This window comes from Muricoccus roseus, assembly GCF_900141905.1.
Classification (GTDB): Bacteria; Pseudomonadota; Alphaproteobacteria; order Acetobacterales; family Acetobacteraceae; genus Roseomonas; species Roseomonas rosea.
Window position 1 is genome coordinate 186,056 of record NZ_FQZF01000003.1, and the last position, 18,943, is coordinate 204,998.

The window sequence follows — 18,943 nt, forward strand, 5'->3', positions numbered from 1 at the left end:
GCGAGACGCCCGGGAAGCGCCCTGACCATCAACTGACGCGCCCCGTTTCGTCGCCTGCATGCGCTACGCCAAACCCTCGAGCATCGAACCCGGTCGGTCCATTCTAGTTTCTAACGCCGATCTTCCAACCCGCGGCACCCGATGCGGGCACACATCCGCGTGGAGGCGCGGCGGGGCGGGCTGGCGTGCAGGGTGGGATATGGGCGGAAGCCGCGAGCGCGGAAGGGCGGCGCGGCGCGTTCAACGGACACCCCGGTTGCGGGCGACGAGCCGCGCCAGCTCATCCACACCCATGAAGCGGGGCGCGCTGCCGGCGGCCAGCGCATCTAGGCTCGGCGAAGGCAGGCCCAGACGGCTCGCATAGATCCACGAATAGGCGAGCACGCGCTGCACATAGGCGCGCGTTTCGTTGAACGGAATGCTCTCGATGAAGAGGAAGGGATCTTCACGATGCCGGTTGGTCGGCATCCAGCGCGAGAGGTTGCCCGGCCCGGCATTGTAGGCGGCGAGAAGGCGGATCAGGTCGCCCTTCACATTCTCCTGCGACGAGAGATGCAGCAGGTAGCGCTGCCCGAGTTCCAGGCTGTAGCCGGGGTCGTGCAGGCGCCGCGTGCCGCTCGCCTCGCGCAGGTTGGAATCGCCCGTGATGAAGGCGGCCGTGGCCGGCATCACCTGCATCAGGCCGCGCGCCCCGGCGGGGGAGACCGCATCCGGGTCGAAATTCGATTCCTGCCGCGCGAGCCCATAGATCAGCGCCGGATCGGCCCGCCAGCCGCCCATTGGCTCCAGCCGCGGCACGGGGAAGCGGGCGTAGTCGCGCGGACGGCCATCGGCGGCCTGGGCCTGGGAGGCGAGCATCGTCGCCAGCTCCGTCATGCCCGCGCCGGTGGCGGCGGCGAGCATGGCGCGGGCCAGGGCGGGATTGCCGCGCGCCACGGACCAGAGCCGGCGCAGCTCCGCCTCAGCGCGGGCCCTCTGCCCGATCTGGATGAGGGCGAGGGCCCGCCAGCCGCCGGCGGTCTCGGCCAGCACCGCGCCCTCCGCCTCGCCGGCCACCTCCCCTTCCCAGGCGAAGCCCGGAGGAAGGCCCAGGGCACGACGCGCCACCAGGCCATAGAAGGTGCGCGGCTCCTGCGCGGCCTGGAGCATCCAGGGCACGTAGCCCTGGGGCCGGCGCGCGCGGACGGCGGCGCGCGCGGTCCAGAAGGCGGCGGCGGCGCGCAGCACGGCCGGGGCGGCATCGTTGCGCGCCGCGCGTTCGAAATAGGGCAGCGCGGTCTCGTACTGGCCGAGGCCCCAGGCCGAGAGGCCGGCGACATAGCTGGCCTGGGCCGGCGCGCCGGGGAAGCGGGCGGCCATGGAGGCGATCCGGAAGGAATCCTCGTCCCGCCCGGAGGTGAAGAGGGCCAGCGCCACATCGGTCTGCAGCGCGGCGGCATAGGCGGGGGTCATGCCCCGCGTGTTGGCAATATGCCGCAGCGCGTCCTGCACATCGCCGCGACCGGCCATCTCCGCCACGGTGCGGTCTAGGGCAGGGTTGCGGACCAGGGGTCGGGCGGCCGCGGCCGGGGGCTCGCGCTCTTCCGGCGGCACCTCCTGCCCGGGCTGGGGAACCTCCTCCGCCACGGGGGCGCCCGGCAGGGGCGGCGCCTCGGCCCCGCGCGGAAGGCGGGTGACGAGGAGGCCATGCAGGCGCGGCGCATCCGGGTGGTCGGCATGGTCCGACAGCCAGGCGCGCAGCTCGGCCACGGTGGGCTCGACCCCGCCGGTCCGCCAGCGGTCGGCCAGGACATGGCCGATCAGGCGGCGGTCGTCCAGCCGCTCTGTCTCCCGCATGGCCTGGGCCATCTCGCCCCGCGCCTGCAACTCGAAGATGCGGCGGAGGCGGGCGGCGTCCGAGGGCGCCAGGGGCTGGGGCAGCGAGGGCGCGCTGGGCGCGGCGATGCCGGCCAGGGGCGTGCGGGCGAAGGAAAGGGCGATTTCCTGCGGCGTGTGCAGCTCGGCCAACCGGGTGGAGGGCAGGCGGGCAGGCGCGATCGGCTCGGGCGCATGCGGGCGGATGCGGGCCAGGCGCGCCGGCTTCACCTGCCGCCGGGAGGCCACGGCCCGCGGCCTGCGGCCCGACAGGGCGCGAACCGCGCTGGGCGACAGGGCACGGGCAAAGTCGCGCTGGAGGGTGCCGCCCGCCCCTCGCCTGGCCGCGGGCTCGCGAAGCTGGGTGCGGAGCGCCGGGCGCGATGAGGCCGGTGCGCGCGCCGGCGTGCCGCGGGCATGGCGGGTGGCATCGCGTGGCAGGACCTGCTCGCGCCGGGACTGGCTCTCCTGTGCGCGGTGCGGGGCCGCCTGGGCGATGGGGCCGCAAAGGGCCAGCGCCAGAGCCAGGAGGGTCCGCATCACGCGTGCGCGCCGGGGGGGACGGCGGCCGAGCCCAAAGGGGGAAGCTCGCATGGGGGCGGAGCGTTAGGGGCTTGTTCATGTGTGAGCAAGCCGCGAGCGCGTGATCGAAACCGCGCCTTTGTCCCGAAATCAGAGACTTAGCCGACCCGGACCATTCACGTTCTGTTCATGAACGGCCGGAATGCGCATCCAGGGCGCGTTTCAGCAGGCGCAGATCGGTCCAGGCGTCACGCTTCCCGGCGGGCTGACGGAGCAGGTAGGCTGGATGAAGAGTCGCCAGGGTGGGCACCGGCCCGAGCCCCGGAACCTCCAGCGAATGCCACCTCCCGCGGAGGCGGGTGATGCCCTCGTTGCGCCGAAGCAGCGCCTTCGTCGCCGTGCCGCCGAGCAGGACGATATGATGCGGCCGCACCAGGGCCAGGTGGCGCATCACGAAAGGCGTATAGAGGTTCATCTCCGCATCCGTGGGGGTGCGGTTCCCTGGGGGGCGCCAGGGCAGGATGTTAGTGAGATAGGCGTTCCGCGCGCGCTCGATCCCGATGCTGGCCAGCATCCGGTCCAGCAACTTTCCGGAAACTCCGACGAAGGGCTTGCCCTGGCGGTCCTCGTCCGCTCCCGGCGCCTCCCCGATCAGGACCAGCCCGGAATCCGCGACACCATCCGAGAGAACGAGATTGCCGGCCGTCTCCCGCAGCGGGTGGTTCAGGGCGGCCAGGGCATCGCGGAGAGCCTCAAGGCTGTCAACGCCAGCGGCCAGTTCCTCGGCCCGCACCGCCGTGGGGGCGAAGGCGGCCGCCGGTGCCAGGGGGGCCGCGGCGGGACGGGGAAGCGCGGGGCGGGGTGCCGGGGCCGGCGGGGCGGCCGGCGCGGGCTCACGCGGCCGGGTGCGGTCCAGCGCCGCCTCGTCCAGCGCCTCATCGGCGCCCCAGGCGATCTGCAGTTCCAGCGCGGCGAGGAGGGCCGCGGTCTCGGCCTGATCCAGCTCCATGGAACGGGTATCGCCCCCGCGCGGCGCATCGCGCAATGGGCAGGGTTGTGGATGACGGGTTCCGCGAAACGGAAGGCGGGGCTACATCCCTCCGCGCATCAGGAGGAGAGCCCGTGTCCGAACGCGAGAGCATGGAATTCGACGTGCTGGTGGTCGGCGGCGGCCCCGCCGGGCTGGCCGCTGCCATCCGCCTGAAGCAGGTTTCCCCCGATACCAGCGTCTGCCTCGTCGAGAAGGGCTCGGAAATCGGCGCCCATACCCTCTCCGGCGCGGTGCTGGAGCCGCGTGCGCTGGACGAGCTGTTCCCGGACTGGCGTGACGACCCGCCCGCCCTGGCGACCCCGGCGGGCGACGACCGCTTCATGTATCTGACGGCGACGCGGGCTTTCAAGCTGCCCACGCCTCCGGCCATGAACAACCACGGCAACTACGTCGTCTCCCTCGGCAATGTGTGCCGTTGGCTGGGGGCCAAGGCCGAGGCGCTGGGGATCGAGATCTATCCGGGCTTCGCCGCCTCCGACCTCGTGATCGAGGACGGGGTGGTGAAGGGCGTCGTCGCCGGCGTGATGGGCATCACGAAGGAGGGCGAGGAGGGGCCGGACTACCAGCCCGGCATGGAGCTCCGCGCCACCTACACGATCTTCGCCGAGGGCTGCCGCGGCTCGCTGACCAAGCGGCTGTTCGAGAAGTACGATCTGCGCAAGGACTGCCAGCCGCAGACCTTCGGCCTGGGCATCAAGGAACTCTGGGAGATCCCGAAGGAGAAGCACACGCCGGGCCTGGTGTGGCACTCCACCGGCTGGCCGCTGAAGAGCGACACCTATGGCGGCTCCTGGCTCTACATGCTGGGCGAGAACCTCGTCTCCATCGGCTTCGTCATCGGGCTGGACTATCCGAACCCCTGGCTTTCGCCCTTCGACGAGTTCCAGCGCTTCAAGACCCATCCCGAGGTGCGGAAGTTCCTCGAGGGCGGCAAGCGCATCGCCTATGGCGCGCGCGCGCTGAACGAGGGCGGCATGCAGTCCGTGCCCCGCCTGGTCTTCCCCGGCGGCATGCTGGTGGGCGACACGGCCGGCTTCCTGAACGTGCCGAAGATCAAGGGCACCCACACCGCGATGAAGAGCGGCATGGTGGCGGCCGAGGCCCTGGCCGCGGCGCTGGCGCAGGAGACGCGGCCCGAGGTGCTGGAGAGCTACCCGGAGGCCCTGCGGCAGTCCTGGGTGTGGGAGGAGCTGCGCTCCGTCCGCAACATCCGCCCGGGCTTCTCCAAGTTCGGCTTCTTCGGCGGCATGGCCGCCGCGGCGCTGGACACCTATGTGTTCCGTGGCAAGGCGCCCTGGACCTGGGTGCACCATGCCGACCACGAGACGCTGAAGCCCGCCGACAAGGCCGAGCGGATCGTCTACCCCAAGCCGGACGGGAAGCTGACCTTCGACCGGCTCTCCTCGGTGTTCCTGTCGAACACCAACCATGAGGAGAACCAGCCCGCCCATCTCGTGCTGAAGGACCCGGACCGCTGGAAGGGTGTGAACTGGGAGCAGTTCCGCAGCCCCGAGAGCCGCTACTGCCCTGCCGCCGTCTATGAGGCGGTGGGCCCCGAGGCGGAGCGGGAGCTGAAGGGCACGCCGGATGCGGAAGCGACCGGCGAGGGCGCGCAGGTGGAAGCGGGCGATGCCAGCGTGCGGCTGGTGATCAACGCCCAGAACTGCGTCCACTGCAAAACCTGCGACATCAAGGACCCGACGCAGAACATCGACTGGCGTACGCCCGAGGGCGGCGGCGGGCCGAACTATATCGGCGGGATGTGAGGCAAGGGGCCGGCGGGGAGTTCCCCTCCGGCCCTTTTCCTGTCTGGTTCCCTGTCCGGCTCAGTCCACCGAGGCGCCGGAGGCCTGGATGATCGGCGTCCAGGCGGCCAGCTCGTCCTGCACGTATTTCTGCGCATCCTCCAGGAAGAGGCGGCCGGGGGCGGTGGCCGTGTCCTTGTAGCGGCGCAGGAGGTCCGGGGAGGCCAGGGACTCCTTCACCACCTCGGCCAGCTTCTCCACGATCGGGCGCGGCGTGCGCGCCGGGGCGGCGATGCCGGACCAGCCATCCACCACCAGATCCGTGTAGCCCAGCTCCCGGAAGGTCGGGATTTCGGGGAAGTCCGGCACGCGCTCGGGCCAGGAATGCGCGAGCGGACGCAGCGCGCCGGAGCGGATATTGGCGCTGGCCGCCGTCAGGCTGTCCACCATCAGCGGCAGGGTGCCCGACATGACATCGGTGGCCACCTGGGCCGCGCCGCGATAGGGCGCGTGCTGCATGGAGATGCCGGCCGCGCGGCAGAAGCGCACGGCGGTGAGGTGCGGCATGGAGCCGATGCCGGAGGTGCCGTAGGTCAGCCCATCCGGCTTCGCCTTCGCCTCGGCCACCAGATCAGCCACGCTGCGGATCGGGAGGTCCGGGCGGACGAGCCAGAGATAGGGCGTGCTCATCACCATGGCGATATGCGCGAAATCCGCGACCGGATCCCAGGTGACGCGCGGGCCGTAGAGCACCTTGCCCACCACCATGGCGCTGATGACGGAGAGGACGAGCGTGTAGCCATCGGGCGCCGCGCGCGCGACCTGGCCGGTGCCCAGCGTGGCGCCCGCGCCGGGGCGGTTGTCCACCACCACGGATTGCCCCAGCCGCTGCCCCATCTCGGCCGCCAGGATGCGGGCGATGATGTCCGTGGTGCCGCCGCTGCCGAAGGGGACGACGAAGCGGATCGGTCCCGCCTTGGGCCAGGGCGCCTGGGCAAGGGCCGGCATGGCCAGGCTGCCTGCCAGCAGCGCGCCGGCACCGCGGCGGGTGATGATCGGGCTCATGCGGAGGTCTCCGTCCAGTTCCGGGTGATGTGCAGGAAGGCCGGCACGGCGAGCGCGGCAAAGGTGAGGAGGAGCGGCGTCTGCCCCTCGTCGTAGCGCCCCGCCGCGTCGAGGAGGTTCAGCCCGCCCAGCGTCTCGCCGTTCCAACGCACGGGCACGTTCACCGCACCCTCACAGCCCAGGGAGAGGATCAGCGGGTGGTCGGGGAAAGCGCGGATGATGTCGGCGCGGTCGTGCAGGAAGCGCGGGCGGCCGGCCACCACCACCGTGTCGTGGTACTCGCCGGAGGGCGTGATGGGCTTGTGGCCGCCGGTCGGATAGGCCTCGGGCTGGTTCGTATAATAGCGCTGCTTCTGCCCGGCCGCGTGGTTCAGCACCAGCACGGTGAAGAGCTTGTGCCCGACCGTGGCGGCCAGGGCCTGGTCCAGCGCCTGCAGCCCGGCCCCGGGTTGCCCCGGCGCCGCCATCGCGGCCGCGACGGCGGCCAGATGAGGGGCCGGGTCAGTCATGGAGAGATCGGGCATCGAAGGAGGTGAGTTCCCAGCTTCGCGGATCGCGTTGGAGCCGCGCGAGGGCCGGACGGTGCCGGCGGTGCGGGGAGGCTAGCGCAGCGAATCGATCCCGATCCACAGGGCCGCTCCGCCATGCCTCTGCTCCTACAGCGAACTGCCGCCGCAGATGGTGATCTGCTGGCCGGTGATGGCGCCGGCTTCATCGGAAAGTAGAAAGGCGGTCAATGCAGCGACCTCCTCCGGCCTGATGAAGCGGCCGATCGGCGGCACGCGGGGCGGCACGCCCGCGCGCGCGGGGTCTCGCAGCATCGGCGTCTCGGTCGCGGCCGGGGCCACCACATTCACCGTGATCCCGCGTGGCGCGAGTTCCGCCGCCCAGGAGCGGGCCAGGGCGAGCATGGCCGCCTTGGTGGCCGCATACTGGCTTCGGCCCGCCGCGCCCGAGGCGGTTCGGCTGCCGATCAGGATGATGCGCCCGCCATCGGGCATCACCGGCATGACTAGGTTCGCGAGCCGCTCGGCCGCCGCGACGTGGAGGCGCCACATCGCCTCCCCGTCGGTGGGACTCAACACACCCAGGCTGTTGGTGCGCAGTAGCCCGGCCGCATGAACCAACGCATCCGGACACAGGTCCTGCACCGCCGCTTCCAGGCTCGCAGGGTCGGAGAGATCCGCGGCGCGATGCGTGAAGCCCGGCGCCGCCTCATCCGGCGCGGAGCGGCTGACGCCCGTGACACGCCACCCCTCCCGCAGCAGCCGCGCCGCGATGCTGGCGCCGATGCCGGAGCTGACGCCCGTGACGATGGCGTGGCGGGGAGGATGGGGCTCGGCCATGGCGCGGGCGATCACTCCGGCTGGTAGTTCACGAGCTTCAGCAGCTCGCCGGCGCGGGTTATCTCGCTGGCGATGAAGCGCTTCGACTCCTCGATGCTCTCCGTCACCGGCTCCAGCACCTGGCCGGTCATGCGCTGAACCATGGCGGGCTCGCGCATGGTCTCCTGCATCAAGGCGTTGATGCGGCCGCAGATCTCGGCCGAGGTGCCCTTCGGCGCCCAGACGCCATACCAGGACTGGAACTCATAACCCGGCAGCCCGGACTCGGCCATGGTCGGCACGTCGTTGGCGAGGCCGGAGCGCTCGGGCGCGGCGATGCCGAGGACGTTGATCTTGCCGTCGCCGCGCGCGGGCAGGATGGCGAAGCACGGGTCGATCAGCAGCTGCACATTGCCTCCCATCATGTCCGTCAGCGCGGGCTGCGTGCCGCGATAGGTCACCATGTCCAGGTCCAGCCCGGTGCGGCGCAAGAACTCGATGGTGGCGAGGTGGCCGGCGGAGCCGAGGGAGGAGATGGCGAAGTTCCATTCACGAGGCTTCGCCCTGGCGGCCGCGAGCACCTCGACATAGGTCTTCTCCCGCTTCTGGCCGGTTGAGGCGAGGACGAGCGGCGCACGCGCCGTGCGGGCGCAGACCTCCAGGTCCTTCTGCGGGTCGAAGGTCGCACCCTTGAGCACCAGCGGCATGACCGCCGTGTTGAAAGCGGAGGCGAGCAGCGTGTAGCCGTCCGGCGCGGCCTGCAGAACGGCACTGGTGCCGACGAGGCCCGCGCCGCCGGTGCGGTTCTCCGCCACCGCCGTCGCGCCCAGCTTCTCGGACAGGCGCTGGGCCAGCAGGCGGCCCAGCGTGTCATTCGCGGCGCCCGGCGGCCAGGGGATGATCACGCGGATCGGCTTGCCATGCGGCCAGGCCCCCTGCGCGTGGACCGCCGGGACGGCCAGGATGCCGGCACCGGCGGCGGAGGCCGCCAGGAGGAGGTTACGCCTGTTCATTGTCGTTCTCTCCCAAGAAGAAGCCGGTCCCTTTGCGGAACCGGCTTCGTTGCTGTTCAGGCTGCGAGAAGTTGCGCGGACTCCTCGGTGGTCAGCGGAACCAGCGGCGGGCGCAGGCGGGTCCAGCCCTGGTGGCCCGTCTCTTTCGCCAGCAGCACCTTCAGCGAAGCCATCTGCGCGAATCTCGAAGCCTGGTTGCGCTTGGCCACCACGCGGGCCTGCGCCGCCTCCACCTCGGCCGCCCTGGCCGGGTCGTTCGCGTGGCGATAGATGAAGGCGAGGTCGGCCGCCACGAGGTTGGAGGTGGCGGTGATACAGCCCGCGCCGCCCTTGCGCATCAGCGGCAGCAGCAGCGGGTCGGCGCCCGCAAGCACGGCGAAGCCGGGGAAGCGGTCCACCAGCATCTCCATGTTGGCGAAGTCGCCAGCGCTGTCCTTGATGCCGGTGAAGGTGCCGGGATAGCGCTTCAGCAGGGCCTCGATGATCGGCGCGGTGACCGGCACGGCCGACATCTGCGGGATGTGGTAGAGCACCACGCGCAGGTTGCTGTCGCCGATCCGCTCCACGATCTCGGAATAGGCGGCGATCACGCCCGCCTCGCTCGGCGCCTTGTAGTAGAAGGGCGGCAGCATCACGACCGTGTTCACGCCGAGCGACAGGGCGTGCTTCGTCAGCGCCACCGTCTCGGGGATGGCCACGACGCCCGTCCCGGGCAGCAGGCGGGCGGGCTCGATGCCGCCCTGTACCGCCGCCTCCAGGATGGCCTTGCGCTCATCGGTGGAGAAGGAGTTCGCCTCGCCCGTGGTGCCGAGCAGGGCGATGCCGTCGCAGCCCTGGGCCAGCAGCCGCTTCGCGTGCTCGACGAAGACCGGCAGGTCCGGGTTCAGCCCCTCGTCCAGCGAGGTGAGGGCCGCGGAGTAGACGCCAGTGGGATGAAGACTGCTCATGCGGGGGCTCCGGTCCAGCTCTCGGCCACGCGGACGTATTTGATGGCCTGTCGGTAGTAGGTGTAGGCGATGTGCAACACCCCATCCGGCGACTGCATAATGGTGGGGTAGGAGAACTCGCGGTTCACCTTGTCCCGCGAGTTGTTCGTCATGCAGTAGCCGTCGCCCGTTTCCAGGTTGCGGCGATAGGGCCAGCTCCGGCCGCCATCGGTGGAGATGGCGAGCGTCATCGGTGCGCGGGGCACGCCCCAGAAGGTGCTGCGCTGTCCCTCCATCGGGATGGGCTCCGCGCGGTCGTCGCCCTCATCGCCCTCAATGTCGTCATAGAGGGACAGGCGGCGCTCCTTGGCGTCGGCCGCGCTGCTCTCGTTGAAGACCATGCCGATATGGCCGTTGGCCAGCCGCACCGCCTGGATGGAGGAGTTGTTGTTCGGCAGCTCCGTCCTCTCGGGTGCCGTCCAGCTGCGTCCGAGATCGTTGGAACGGGAAACATAAACATTGTCCGCCCAGCGGCTGCGACAGAAGGCGACGAGGCTGCCATCCTTCATGTCCAGCACGGACATGTGCACGCAGCCCTCGCTCTCAGGCACGGCCACCTCGGTCCAGGTCCTGCCCTGGTCAGAGGAGATCTTCACCGCGCTGTAGTCCTTGTCCCCCACCCACTTCTTCCCGGGTGTGGTGAGGCAGACCCAGATGGGCAGCAGCCAGTCGCCATTCTCCAGCACCACCACGGGCTGACGCATGAAGGTGCCGCCATCGGCGCGCGGGCCGAACAGCGTCTCGATCGGCCCCCATGTGTGGCCGTGGTCGGTGGACTTGCGACAGCGGACGATGGCGGTGTCCTGGTTCCCGCTGATCTGCGCGGTCCAGATCAGCCAGAGCGTGCCGTCCGGCGTGGGGAAGAGTAGCGGGTTCTGCTCCGAACGCGTCGGGTCGTCGGACAGCCTCTCCGGTGCCGTCCAGGTGTCGCTTCCCCTGGCCAGGCGGGAGAACTGCACGGAGATGTCCGGCACGCCCTCCTGCGTCCCGCCGAACCACACGCAGGCGATGTCGCCATTCGGCAGATAGGTCAGGTTCGCCGCATGGCTCTGCACCGTGGCGTGCGGGATGAAGGTCTCGGTCCGCGCGGCATCGCCGGGATGAGGCGCGAGCTTCCCGTTGGCACTGAAATCGGGCGCGGGACTGAGGGCCCGGGACATCAGTACGCCGCCTCATACATGGCCAGGATCTCGCCCCGGCTGAGGTCTCGGGGGTTGTTGTCCAGCAGGCGGCGGATGGCATGCGCCTCGGTCGCCATGGTGCCGAGATCGTCGCGCGGCACGTTCAGGCGGGACAGGCGCATCTCCACGCCCAGCCGTTCGCAGAAGGCATGGGCGCCCTCCAGCACGGTCTTAGGGTCCTGCGACGCCGAGAGGCCCAGCGCCTCCAGCACCAGCGCCGTCTTCTCCGGCACGGCGGGCGCGTTGTGGGCGAGGGTGTGCGGGAAGATGAGCGCGCAGGCCAGGCCATGCGGGATGTGGTGGCGCGTGCCGAGCGGATAGGCGACCGCATGGCCGGCCGTGGTGTTCACCGGGCCGAGGCAGAAGCCGCCATACATGGAAGCCAGCGCGAGCCCCGCCCGCGCCTCCTTGTCCGACCCGTCCTTCACGGCGCGCGGCAGGAAGCGGCCCACAAGGCGGATGCCCTCGAGCGCGTAGAGGTCGATAATCGGATGCGACTTCCTGCTGGTGAAGGCCTCGGCGCAATGGGCCATGGCGTCCACGCCCGTCGCGGCCGTCACCGCCGGCGGCACGGTCATCGTCAGGTCGGGATCGACCACGGCGAGGTCGGCCAGCATGTGGCGGCTCTGCACCGCCAGCTTGTTCTGCGTGGCGGGGTCGGTGACGAGGGAGCGGGTGCCGCCCTCGCTGCCCGTGCCGGCGGTGGTGGGCACCTGGATCAGCGCGGCGCTCCGCCGGAGCACCTTCTCGGGCCCGACGACGTCATGCAGCCTCTGCCCGCTGCCAGGCAGCACGGCGACGAGCTTCGCCAGGTCCATCGCGCTGCCGCCGCCATAGCCGATGACGAGGTCGGGCTTCATCGCCTCGGCCACCGCCAGCACCTTCTCCAGGTTCGGCAGGTCAGGCTCGGGCTTCACCTCGCCGAACACCGTGACATCGCCCGGCAGGCCGAGCAGATCGACGCGGCTTGCATTGAAGGCATCGGCCACCACCAGGATGCGCTTCAGCCCGCGCTCCTCCACCCAGGGGCGGATGGTGGCGAGCGTGCCGGAGCCGAACTCGATGCGCTGGGGGCGGAGAAGCTCGATGGGGCTGTGAAGGTCGGGCATCGCGTCGGTTCCAGTCATGATCCGGCTCGCCGCACGCCGATGGCGCCGAGGGAGAGGCGAACGCCTTCCGTCAACTCCTCGGCCAGGCGGCGAAGATGGGGGAGAGCGGTTTCCACGAAGGCGTCGATCGGCTGGCGCGCGGCCTGGATGGTGAGGCTCACGCCTGCCAGCGGCAGCCCATCCGTGCCGAGCACGGGCGCGGCGATGGTGCGGAGCCCATAGGCATTTTCGCCATCCGAGACGGCATAGCCCTGGGCCCGCACCGCCTCCATCCGCGCCAGCAGGGCGTCCAGGTCCGTCACCGTGCGCTCGGAGAGCATCACCCGCTCCACCGCTTCCAGATGCTCAATCTGCCGGTGGCGCGGAAAATGGGCGAGGATGGCGTGGCCCAGCGCGGTGGCATAGGCGCCCACCCGCGTGCCGGGGCGGCGCACCACGCCGCTGCGGTCCAGCCCGTGCTGCACACGCTGGAGATAGACGACCTCCCCGCCCTCGATGACGCCGAGCGAGCCGGCATCCGCCAGGCTGGGGACCAGCTCGCGCAGCAGCGGCTCGGCATGGCCGGGCAGGTCATTGGCGGAAAGGGCGGCGAAGCCGAGCTCGAGGCAGCGCAGGGTCAGGCGGAAGCGGCGCGTGCCCGGCACGGCCCGCAGGTAGCCCAGGGCGATCAGCGTGTGGATCAGGCGGAAGGCGGTGCCACGGTCCAGCCCGGCCCGGGTGGCGACCTCGGTGACGGTCAGTTCCGGCAGATCCGCCCCGAAGGCGCGCAGGACCGCGAAAACCTTCGCCGCGGAATGGACGAGGTTCTTGGGATTGCCGGAGGGCGCAAGCAGGTCGGGCGCAAGCGGGTTGGGCGCAGCTGTCGCTTCGCCTCCTTCGCTCCCGGCCATCATCCCTCCTGAACCGCCCTTCCGCCCCGAAGTTCGGAGTGCGAACAAATGTTGTGTTGTTGGGGCGAGTTTCAGCAGCGGTTGCCCGCTGCGTCAAGGCAAAGCTGCCACCTCCATCCTCACGGCCGGGCCGGGGCAACGCTGTTCCGGCTCTTGCAGACCAGGAAGACGATCCGAGAGAAGCGATCCCGCGGCACCCTGACCGCGTTCAGGGCGGCGCCACCTTCGACGCGCCATGCGGCCGGGGTCCGCGAGCCTGAGGATGCGGTCTACCGGCATCTCCCGCGCTAGGACGGCGGCGGCAGGGGCGGTCTCCCGGCCAGGGCGGCAGGGTCGGCATCGTCCTTCAGCCCCGTGCCGGTCAGCTTGCGCGTCAGCGCCTCGCGCATGAGCCAGACCAGCTTCGCCGCCGCGAGTTCCGGTCGCAGCCCTCCAGCGGCGTGGATATTGGAGATGCAGTTGCGCTCCGAATCCCGGCGCCCCGGCCGTGGCTCGAAGGTCAGGTAGATCCCGAGGCTGTCGGGAACGCTGAGGCCTGGCCTTTCCCCGATCAGCACCGCGACCAGCCGGGCGCCGAGCCGGGCGCCGATCTCGTCGCCCAGCGCCACGCGGGCCTGGGTGGCGATGACGGGGGGTGCGATGCGCCAGCCCGGAAGGCGCTCCACGCAGGCATGGAAGACGGGCGCCGCGTGCCGCTGCACTGCCGTGGCCGAGAGGCCATCGGCCAGGACGAAGGCGACGTCGCAGCCCCCCTCCCCTGCCGCGTCCATCCCGCGCAGGCGGCGGCCAAGATCGGGGCGGCGCAGATAGGTGCCGCGATCCGGCGCCATGCTGGCCGCGTGCAGCGCGGCATGGGGGCGCAGCGCCGCTTCCAGCGCGGGCACGTCCAGCGGCGCGTGCACGGCGTCCCGCGCCAGGGCATGGGCCATCTGGAAGCCCAGCACCTCGGGTAGCGGCGGGGCGTCGCCGACGCCGCCGAGCCCGATGCGCGCGCGGGTGGCGGCGCGGAGCCTGGCCCAGGGTTCGGGGACGGGCGCCTCAGCCATGCCCGGCCTCCAGGGCCAGTTGCATGAGGCGGGAGCCTGCCAGCTCCGGCGGGCGGATGGCGCCGCCCGGTTCCGCGATACCCATGCGCGTCAGCCACTCCTCGAACTCCGGCGCGGGGCGGAGGCCGAGCATGCTGCGCAGCGCAAGCACATCGTGGAAGGAGAGGCTCTGGTAGTTCAGCATGATGTCGTCCGCGCCGGGCACGCAGATGAGGAAATGCACGCCGGCCACGGCGAGCAGGGTCATCAGCCCATCCATGTCGTCGCCATCGGCCTCGGCATGGTTGGTGTAGCAGACATCCACCCCCATCGGCAGGCCGAGCAGCTTGCCGCAGAAATGGTCCTCCAGTCCCGCGCGGATGATCTGCTTGCCGTCATAGAGGTATTCGGGGCCGATGAAGCCGACCACTGTGTTCACGAGCAGGGGCTTGAAGGCGCGGCACACGGCATAGGCGCGCGCCTCCAGCGTCTGCTGGTCCACGCCGTGATGCGCCTCCGCCGAGAGGGCGCTGCCCTGGCCGGTCTCGAAATACATCACCTCGCCCGAAGGGCCGGCGCGCCCGAGCGACAGCGCGGCCTCACGCGCCTCCCGCAGGATGGAGAGATCGACCCCGAAGCCGCGATTGGCCCCTTCCGTGCCCGCGACGGACTGGAAGACGAGATCGACCGGCGCGCCGCGCCGCATGATCTCGATGGCGTTCGTCACATGGGTCAGCACGCAGGTCTGAGTGGGGATGTCGTACCGGGCGCGGAGGTCGTCGAGCATGTGCAGCAGCGCCATGGCGTTGGGCACGCTGTCCGTCGCGGGGTTCACCCCGATCACCGCATCGCCCGAGCCGTTCAGCAGCCCATCCAGCGTGGAGGCGGCGATGCCGCGCAGGTCGTCCGTGGGGTGGTTGGGCTGGAGGCGGGTGGCGAGCCGTCCCTCCAGCCCCAGGGTGGAGCGGAAGGCGGTGGTCACGCGGCGCTTGCGGGCGACCGCGATCAGGTCCTGGTTCCGCATGAGCTTGGAGGCGGCGGCCACCATCTCCGGCGTCAGCCCCGGGGAGACGGCGGCCAGGGCCGGGGCATCGGCGGCATGGGAGAGCAGCCAGTCCCGCAGGCCGCCGACGGTGAGATGGGCGATCGGGGCGAAGGCCGTCGCATCATGCGTGTCGAGGATGAGCCGCGTGACCTCATCGGCCTCGGGGGGAATGACGGCCTCGGAAAGGAAGGCCCGGAGCGGCAGGTCGGCCAGAGCGAAGCGGGCGGCCACCCGCTCGGCATCGCTGGCGGCGGCGATGCCGGCCAGCTCGTCGCCGGAGCGGCGGGGCGAGGCGACGGCGAGAAGGCGGGGCAGGCTGTCGAAGACATGCCGCTCCCCGCCGGCGATGGAGGTCCAGCGTCCCATCTCTACGCGGCGCGACCGGGAGGGGATGTCATCCGGGGCTCCTGACCGGGTTGAGAGGCCCCAGCCTTCCAGCCCTGCCCTCCGGACACAACCTCCGCCGTCAGCCCTCGCCGATCAGCAGGTGCAGGGCCCGGAGGATCAGCGCGCGCTCGACCTCATCGAAAGGGGCCAGCCTTTGTCGCTGATGCGCCAGGGCGGCGGCCAGGGCCGGCTTCACCCGGGCCCGGCCCTTGGGGGTGATGTGGATCAGCACGCGGCGGCGGTCCTCCTCGGTGGCCCTGCGGCGCACCAGCCCCTCCGCCTCCATCCGGTCCAGCACCTTGGTCATGCTGGGCTGCTTCATCAGCGCCATCGCGGCCAGCTGCCCCACGCCCAGCCCGTCCACGTCGCTCAGGCAGGCCAGCACGCGCCATTCCGGCACCGAGAGCCCCCAATCCTTCAGCGAGGCGTGGAAGCTGGAGGAGACCGAATGGCTGGCCCGGGCGAGGAGATAGGGCAGGTAGTCCTCGGTGAAGGGCACGGGCGTTTTACATCCCTTTTCATATATCTTGACCGGCGGCCCCTCTTTGCCCCCGAATGCCCCCGCACGCACGGGGGTTGCTCAAGGATGTTGGCGGACCGCATCGAGCACAAGTGGATCGAGGCCTTCACCGAGATCCTGGCCAAATGCGCCGTGAAGCCCGGCGAGGCGGTCGCCATCCTCTCGGAAACCCAGTCGCGCGCGCTGAACGTGCACCTGGCGGAGCTGGCGCTGCTCCGCCTCGGCGCGCGGCCCTTCCACCTCGTGCTGCCGACCGGGCGCAACCCCTATCCCGTGCCGGTGCGCTCCACCGGGGCCAGCGAGGCGATCGGCGGGCTGGAGCCCGTGGTCGGCGCGCTTTCGGCGAGCGGTCTGGTGGTGGACCTGACCGTGCAGGGGCTGATGCATGCGCGCGAGACCGCCGCCATCCTCAAGGCCGGCGCGCGGATCCTCTCCATCTCCAACGAGCATCCCGAGGCGCTGGAGCGGATGCGGCCCGATGACGCGCTGATGGCGAAGGTGAAGGCCGCCACGAAGATGCTGCGCGGGGCCCGGCGGATGAGCGTGCGCTCCGCCGCGGGCACGGCGCTCGAGGTCGACATGGGCGGCGCCTCGACCGTCGGCGTGTGGGGCTGGACGGACCGGCCCGGAACCCTGGCCCATTGGCCCGGCGGGATCGTGGTAAGCTTCCCCGCCGCGGGCACGGTCAACGGCACGCTCGTGCTGGACACGGGCGACATCAACCTGACCTTCAAGCGCTACCTCGCCGCGCCCATCCGCCTGACGATCGAGAAGGACTATGTCACGGATATCGAGGGCAGCGGCCCCGATGCGGAGATGATGCGCCAGTCCTTCGCCGCCTGGGGCGACCGGGAGGCCTATGCGGTCTCGCATGTGGGCTTCGGCATGAACCCGGCCGCGCGCTACGAGGCCCTTTCCATGTATGGCCAGCGGGACACGAACGGCACGGAGCTGCGGGCCGTCTCCGGCAACTTCCTCTTCTCCACCGGCGCCAATGAATTCGCCGGGCGCTACACGCCGGGGCATTTCGACATCCCCGTGATGGGGACGGACATTCTGGTCGATGACCTTCCCGTTGTGGTGAAGGGCGCGCTGCAGGATGTGTTCGGCTGAATCGTGCTGGACAGATATATTCCGTTTCATATGATCCCCCGTGAACAGGGATAGGTGAGCATGGCGGACAGGGCTGCGGTCGTGATGCTTCACGGGATCGGCGCGGATGCACGCCTCTGGCAGCCCCAGGCCGGGAGCTTCGCCGCGCGCGGCTACCGCCCGGTTCCGCTGGACTTCCCGGGCTATGGCGCCCGCCCGCCGGTCGAGGCGATGGATTTCGAGGGGCTCGCCGCGGATGTGGAGGCCGCCATCGCCGAACGAGGGCTGGAGCGGGTCGTGCTGCTCGGTCACTCCATGGGTGGGATGGTGGCGCAGACACTGCTCCGGCGCCGGCCGGACGCCTATGCCGCAGCCATCCTCTGCGCGACCAGCCCTGCCTTCGGCAATCCCTCCGGCGAGTTCCAGCAGAAGTTCGTCGCCGCAAGGCTGAAGCCGCTCGACGAAGGCCGCAGCATGGCGGACATGGCCGAGGAGAACTTCAGCCATCTCACCGGCCCGGCCGGCGCGGGCACGCCCTGGCGCGGGCACGCCATCGCGGTGCTGGGCTCCACCCCCTCCCCCACCTTCCGGGCCGCGGTGCGCTGCCTCGTCACCTTCGACGAGCGCGCCTCGCTCGGCGCTATCCGCGTGCCGGTTCTGTGCCTGGCAGGCGAGGTGGACACGAACGCCCCCGCGCCGGTGATGGAGCGCATGGCCGGGAAGATCCCGGGTGCCGAATACCGCTGCATGGCCGGGGTGGGCCATCTTCCGAACATCGAGGCACCGGAAGCCTTCGACACCATCGTGCTCGACTTCCTGGACCGCCATCTGCCCCGGAACGATACAAATGAGAGGACCGCGTGATGGACAGCCTGCCCGGCGACCTGGTCCAGGACGAGCCGATCTTCGCGCCTGAGGCCTTCAACCTGACGCCGCAGCAGGCGGAGCTGACGGCCCGCGCGCGCCGCTTCGGTAAGGCCGTGCTGGCGCCCCGTGCCGCGGCCTATGACCGGGAGGCGCGCTTCCCCATCGAGAACTTCCGCGACATGCATGGCGAAGGCCTGCTGCGCATCTGCGTGCCCGAGGAGGATGGCGGCGAGGGCGCGGACTTCACCACCTACTGCCTCACCGCCGCGGAGCTCGGCCGCTATTGCGGCGCCACGGCGCTGTCCTGGAACATGCATGTCTGTTCCACCCTCTGGTCCGGCCTTCTCTCGGAGGACCTGGAGATGCCGGAGGAGGAGCGCGCCGCCCATCGCGCGCGCCGTGCGAAGCACTATGCGCGCATCGTGCAGGACGGGAAGATCTACTCCCAGCCCTTCTCCGAAGGCGGCGCGGCCGCGGCCGGCGCCATCGCCTTCGGCACCGAGGCGCGCCCGGTGGAGGGCGGCTACCTCATCAACGGCAAGAAGATCTTCGCCAGCCTCTCAGGCTCGGCGGACTATTACGGCATCCTCTGCACGGAGCGCGTGGGGGAGGAAGCCGCAAGCCGCCGCAACACCCTCTACCTCGCCGTTCCCGCCGATGCGCCCGGCGTCTCGGTGGTGGGGGACTGGGACCCGCTGGGCATGCGCGGCACGGTGTCCCGCACGCTGCTGCTGAAGGACGTCTTCGTGCCCGAGGACGCCATGCTGATGCCGCGCGGTGTGTACTTCCAGGCCGCGGGCCGCTGGCCCCACATGTTCATGACGCTGACGCCCACCTATATGGGCCTGGCGCAGGCGGCCTATGACTTCACCGTTTCCTATCTGCGTGGCGAGTTGCCGGGCATGCCGCCGGTGAAGCGCCGCATGTTCCCCACCAAGCAGATCGCGGTGGCGGAGATGCGGATCATGCTGGAGCAGACGAAGGCGCTCTGGTTCCAGGCCATTCGCGAAGCGCGGCCCGACCCCACGCGGGAGCAGGTGCAGCGCGCTTATGCCGCGCAGTTCACGGTGATGGAGAACGCCAATGCCCTTGCGGCCAAGGCGATCCGCACCTGCGGCGGCCAGGCGATGCTGAAGAGCCTGCCGCTCGAGCGCATCTATCGCGACAGCCGCTGCGGCTCCCTCATGCTGCCCTGGACCGCCGAGATCTGCCTGGATCGCCTGGGCCGCGACACGCTCTACAAGCCCGGCGAAAAGGACGACTGAG

Annotated in this window: 17 protein-coding genes; 4 read left to right on the plus strand and 13 right to left on the minus strand. The window is 70.7% G+C overall.

The features are described from left to right. Window positions 1-240: 240 nt before the first annotated feature. Both BUB97_RS03250 and BUB97_RS03255 read right to left on the minus strand, forming a co-directional pair. Window positions 241-2,394, minus strand: a complete 2,154-nt coding sequence (locus tag BUB97_RS03250; RefSeq protein WP_073131393.1) for a lytic transglycosylase domain-containing protein — start codon at window positions 2,392-2,394, stop codon at window positions 241-243. Between the two features lie 169 nt (window positions 2,395-2,563). Next, window positions 2,564-3,385: a uracil-DNA glycosylase gene (locus tag BUB97_RS03255; protein ID WP_073131619.1), complete on the minus strand. Its 822-nt coding sequence runs from the start codon at window positions 3,383-3,385 to the stop codon at window positions 2,564-2,566. 131 nt (window positions 3,386-3,516) lie between these two features. On the opposite strand from BUB97_RS03255, the gene BUB97_RS03260 reads away from it, so the two are divergent. Next, the gene (locus BUB97_RS03260; protein ID WP_175562551.1) at window positions 3,517-5,193 is read left to right on the plus strand and encodes an electron transfer flavoprotein-ubiquinone oxidoreductase; all 1,677 of its coding nucleotides are present in this window, start codon (window positions 3,517-3,519) and stop codon (window positions 5,191-5,193) included. 60 nt (window positions 5,194-5,253) lie between these two features. Here BUB97_RS03260 and BUB97_RS03265 read toward each other — a convergent pair whose 3' ends face one another. The 11 genes from BUB97_RS03265 to BUB97_RS03315 all read right to left on the minus strand — a co-directional run bounded on the left by BUB97_RS03265 (window position 5,254) and on the right by BUB97_RS03315 (window position 15,697). Beyond that, the gene (locus tag BUB97_RS03265; RefSeq protein ID WP_073131397.1) at window positions 5,254-6,237 is read right to left on the minus strand and encodes a Bug family tripartite tricarboxylate transporter substrate binding protein; all 984 of its coding nucleotides are present in this window, start codon (window positions 6,235-6,237) and stop codon (window positions 5,254-5,256) included. After that, window positions 6,234-6,746, minus strand: coding sequence for a hypothetical protein (locus BUB97_RS03270; RefSeq protein WP_073131621.1), 513 nt, complete (start codon window positions 6,744-6,746; stop codon window positions 6,234-6,236). Before BUB97_RS03270 ends, BUB97_RS03265 begins: the two co-directional genes overlap by 4 nt. 147 nt (window positions 6,747-6,893) lie before the next feature. Next, complete coding sequence (locus tag BUB97_RS03275; RefSeq protein WP_073131623.1) at window positions 6,894-7,583, minus strand: SDR family NAD(P)-dependent oxidoreductase; 690 nt, start codon at window positions 7,581-7,583, stop codon at window positions 6,894-6,896. Window positions 7,584-7,594: 11 nt separating this feature from the next. Further along, entirely contained in the window at window positions 7,595-8,575 is a 981-nt protein-coding gene (locus tag BUB97_RS03280) for a Bug family tripartite tricarboxylate transporter substrate binding protein (protein ID WP_073131399.1), read from the minus strand. 56 nt (window positions 8,576-8,631) lie between these two features. Next, window positions 8,632-9,522: a dihydrodipicolinate synthase family protein gene (locus tag BUB97_RS03285; RefSeq protein WP_073131401.1), complete on the minus strand. Its 891-nt coding sequence runs from the start codon at window positions 9,520-9,522 to the stop codon at window positions 8,632-8,634. Further along, entirely contained in the window at window positions 9,519-10,721 is a 1,203-nt protein-coding gene (locus BUB97_RS03290) for a sialidase family protein (protein WP_073131403.1), read from the minus strand. Before BUB97_RS03290 ends, BUB97_RS03285 begins: the two co-directional genes overlap by 4 nt. Further along, on the minus strand, window positions 10,721-11,851 hold the full coding sequence (locus BUB97_RS03295; RefSeq protein ID WP_073131405.1) for an iron-containing alcohol dehydrogenase: 1,131 nt from the start codon (window positions 11,849-11,851) through the stop codon (window positions 10,721-10,723). The genes BUB97_RS03290 and BUB97_RS03295 overlap by 1 nt, the downstream gene beginning before the upstream one ends. 14 nt (window positions 11,852-11,865) lie before the next feature. Continuing rightward, the gene (locus BUB97_RS03300) at window positions 11,866-12,741 is read right to left on the minus strand and encodes an IclR family transcriptional regulator (RefSeq protein WP_073131625.1); all 876 of its coding nucleotides are present in this window, start codon (window positions 12,739-12,741) and stop codon (window positions 11,866-11,868) included. 287 nt (window positions 12,742-13,028) lie between these two features. Further along, entirely contained in the window at window positions 13,029-13,787 is a 759-nt protein-coding gene (gene eutC, locus BUB97_RS03305) for an ethanolamine ammonia-lyase subunit EutC (protein ID WP_073131407.1), read from the minus strand. After that, window positions 13,780-15,177 (minus strand): ethanolamine ammonia-lyase subunit EutB, encoded by a 1,398-nt coding sequence (locus BUB97_RS03310; protein ID WP_073131409.1) that lies wholly within the window; start codon window positions 15,175-15,177, stop codon window positions 13,780-13,782. The genes eutC and BUB97_RS03310 overlap by 8 nt, the downstream gene beginning before the upstream one ends. Window positions 15,178-15,277: 100 nt before the next feature. Then, a complete protein-coding gene (locus BUB97_RS03315) occupies window positions 15,278-15,697 on the minus strand; it encodes a MarR family winged helix-turn-helix transcriptional regulator (protein ID WP_175562546.1) in 420 nt (139 codons plus the stop codon). Between the two features lie 87 nt (window positions 15,698-15,784). Between BUB97_RS03315 and BUB97_RS03320 the strand changes: the two genes are divergently transcribed. Genes BUB97_RS03320 through BUB97_RS03330 form a run of 3 tightly spaced genes read left to right on the plus strand, consistent with a single transcriptional unit; the run spans window position 15,785 to window position 18,942 of the window. Beyond that, window positions 15,785-16,831 carry a 2,5-dihydroxypyridine 5,6-dioxygenase NicX family protein gene (locus BUB97_RS03320; protein WP_073131411.1) on the plus strand — a complete coding sequence of 349 codons (1,047 nt, stop codon included), beginning with the start codon at window positions 15,785-15,787 and terminating at the stop codon, window positions 16,829-16,831. 60 nt (window positions 16,832-16,891) lie between these two features. After that, complete coding sequence (locus BUB97_RS03325) at window positions 16,892-17,674, plus strand: alpha/beta fold hydrolase (protein WP_073131413.1); 783 nt, start codon at window positions 16,892-16,894, stop codon at window positions 17,672-17,674. Next, a complete protein-coding gene (locus tag BUB97_RS03330; RefSeq protein WP_073131415.1) occupies window positions 17,674-18,942 on the plus strand; it encodes an acyl-CoA dehydrogenase family protein in 1,269 nt (422 codons plus the stop codon). Before BUB97_RS03325 ends, BUB97_RS03330 begins: the two co-directional genes overlap by 1 nt. Window position 18,943 lies beyond the last annotated feature (1 nt).

Bases quoted from the DNA above. Each gene is read 5' to 3' on its own strand.
- BUB97_RS03250 (WP_073131393.1), bottom strand. From the start codon at position 2,394: ATGCGGACCCTCCTGGCTCTGGCGCTGGCCCTTTGCGGCCCCATCGCC.
- BUB97_RS03255 (WP_073131619.1), bottom strand. From the start codon at position 3,385: ATGGAGCTGGATCAGGCCGAGACCGCGGCCCTCCTCGCCGCGCTGGAA.
- BUB97_RS03260 (WP_175562551.1), top strand. From the start codon at position 3,517: ATGGAATTCGACGTGCTGGTGGTCGGCGGCGGCCCCGCCGGGCTGGCC.
- BUB97_RS03265 (WP_073131397.1), bottom strand. From the start codon at position 6,237: ATGAGCCCGATCATCACCCGCCGCGGTGCCGGCGCGCTGCTGGCAGGC.
- BUB97_RS03270 (WP_073131621.1), bottom strand. From the start codon at position 6,746: ATGACTGACCCGGCCCCTCATCTGGCCGCCGTCGCGGCCGCGATGGCG.
- BUB97_RS03275 (WP_073131623.1), bottom strand. From the start codon at position 7,583: ATGGCCGAGCCCCATCCTCCCCGCCACGCCATCGTCACGGGCGTCAGC.
- BUB97_RS03280 (WP_073131399.1), bottom strand. From the start codon at position 8,575: ATGAACAGGCGTAACCTCCTCCTGGCGGCCTCCGCCGCCGGTGCCGGC.
- BUB97_RS03285 (WP_073131401.1), bottom strand. From the start codon at position 9,522: ATGAGCAGTCTTCATCCCACTGGCGTCTACTCCGCGGCCCTCACCTCG.
- BUB97_RS03290 (WP_073131403.1), bottom strand. From the start codon at position 10,721: ATGTCCCGGGCCCTCAGTCCCGCGCCCGATTTCAGTGCCAACGGGAAG.
- BUB97_RS03295 (WP_073131405.1), bottom strand. From the start codon at position 11,851: ATGCCCGACCTTCACAGCCCCATCGAGCTTCTCCGCCCCCAGCGCATC.
- BUB97_RS03300 (WP_073131625.1), bottom strand. From the start codon at position 12,741: ATGGCCGGGAGCGAAGGAGGCGAAGCGACAGCTGCGCCCAACCCGCTT.
- eutC (WP_073131407.1), bottom strand. From the start codon at position 13,787: ATGGCTGAGGCGCCCGTCCCCGAACCCTGGGCCAGGCTCCGCGCCGCC.
- BUB97_RS03310 (WP_073131409.1), bottom strand. From the start codon at position 15,177: ATGGGACGCTGGACCTCCATCGCCGGCGGGGAGCGGCATGTCTTCGAC.
- BUB97_RS03320 (WP_073131411.1), top strand. From the start codon at position 15,785: ATGTTGGCGGACCGCATCGAGCACAAGTGGATCGAGGCCTTCACCGAG.
- BUB97_RS03325 (WP_073131413.1), top strand. From the start codon at position 16,892: ATGGCGGACAGGGCTGCGGTCGTGATGCTTCACGGGATCGGCGCGGAT.
- BUB97_RS03330 (WP_073131415.1), top strand. From the start codon at position 17,674: ATGGACAGCCTGCCCGGCGACCTGGTCCAGGACGAGCCGATCTTCGCG.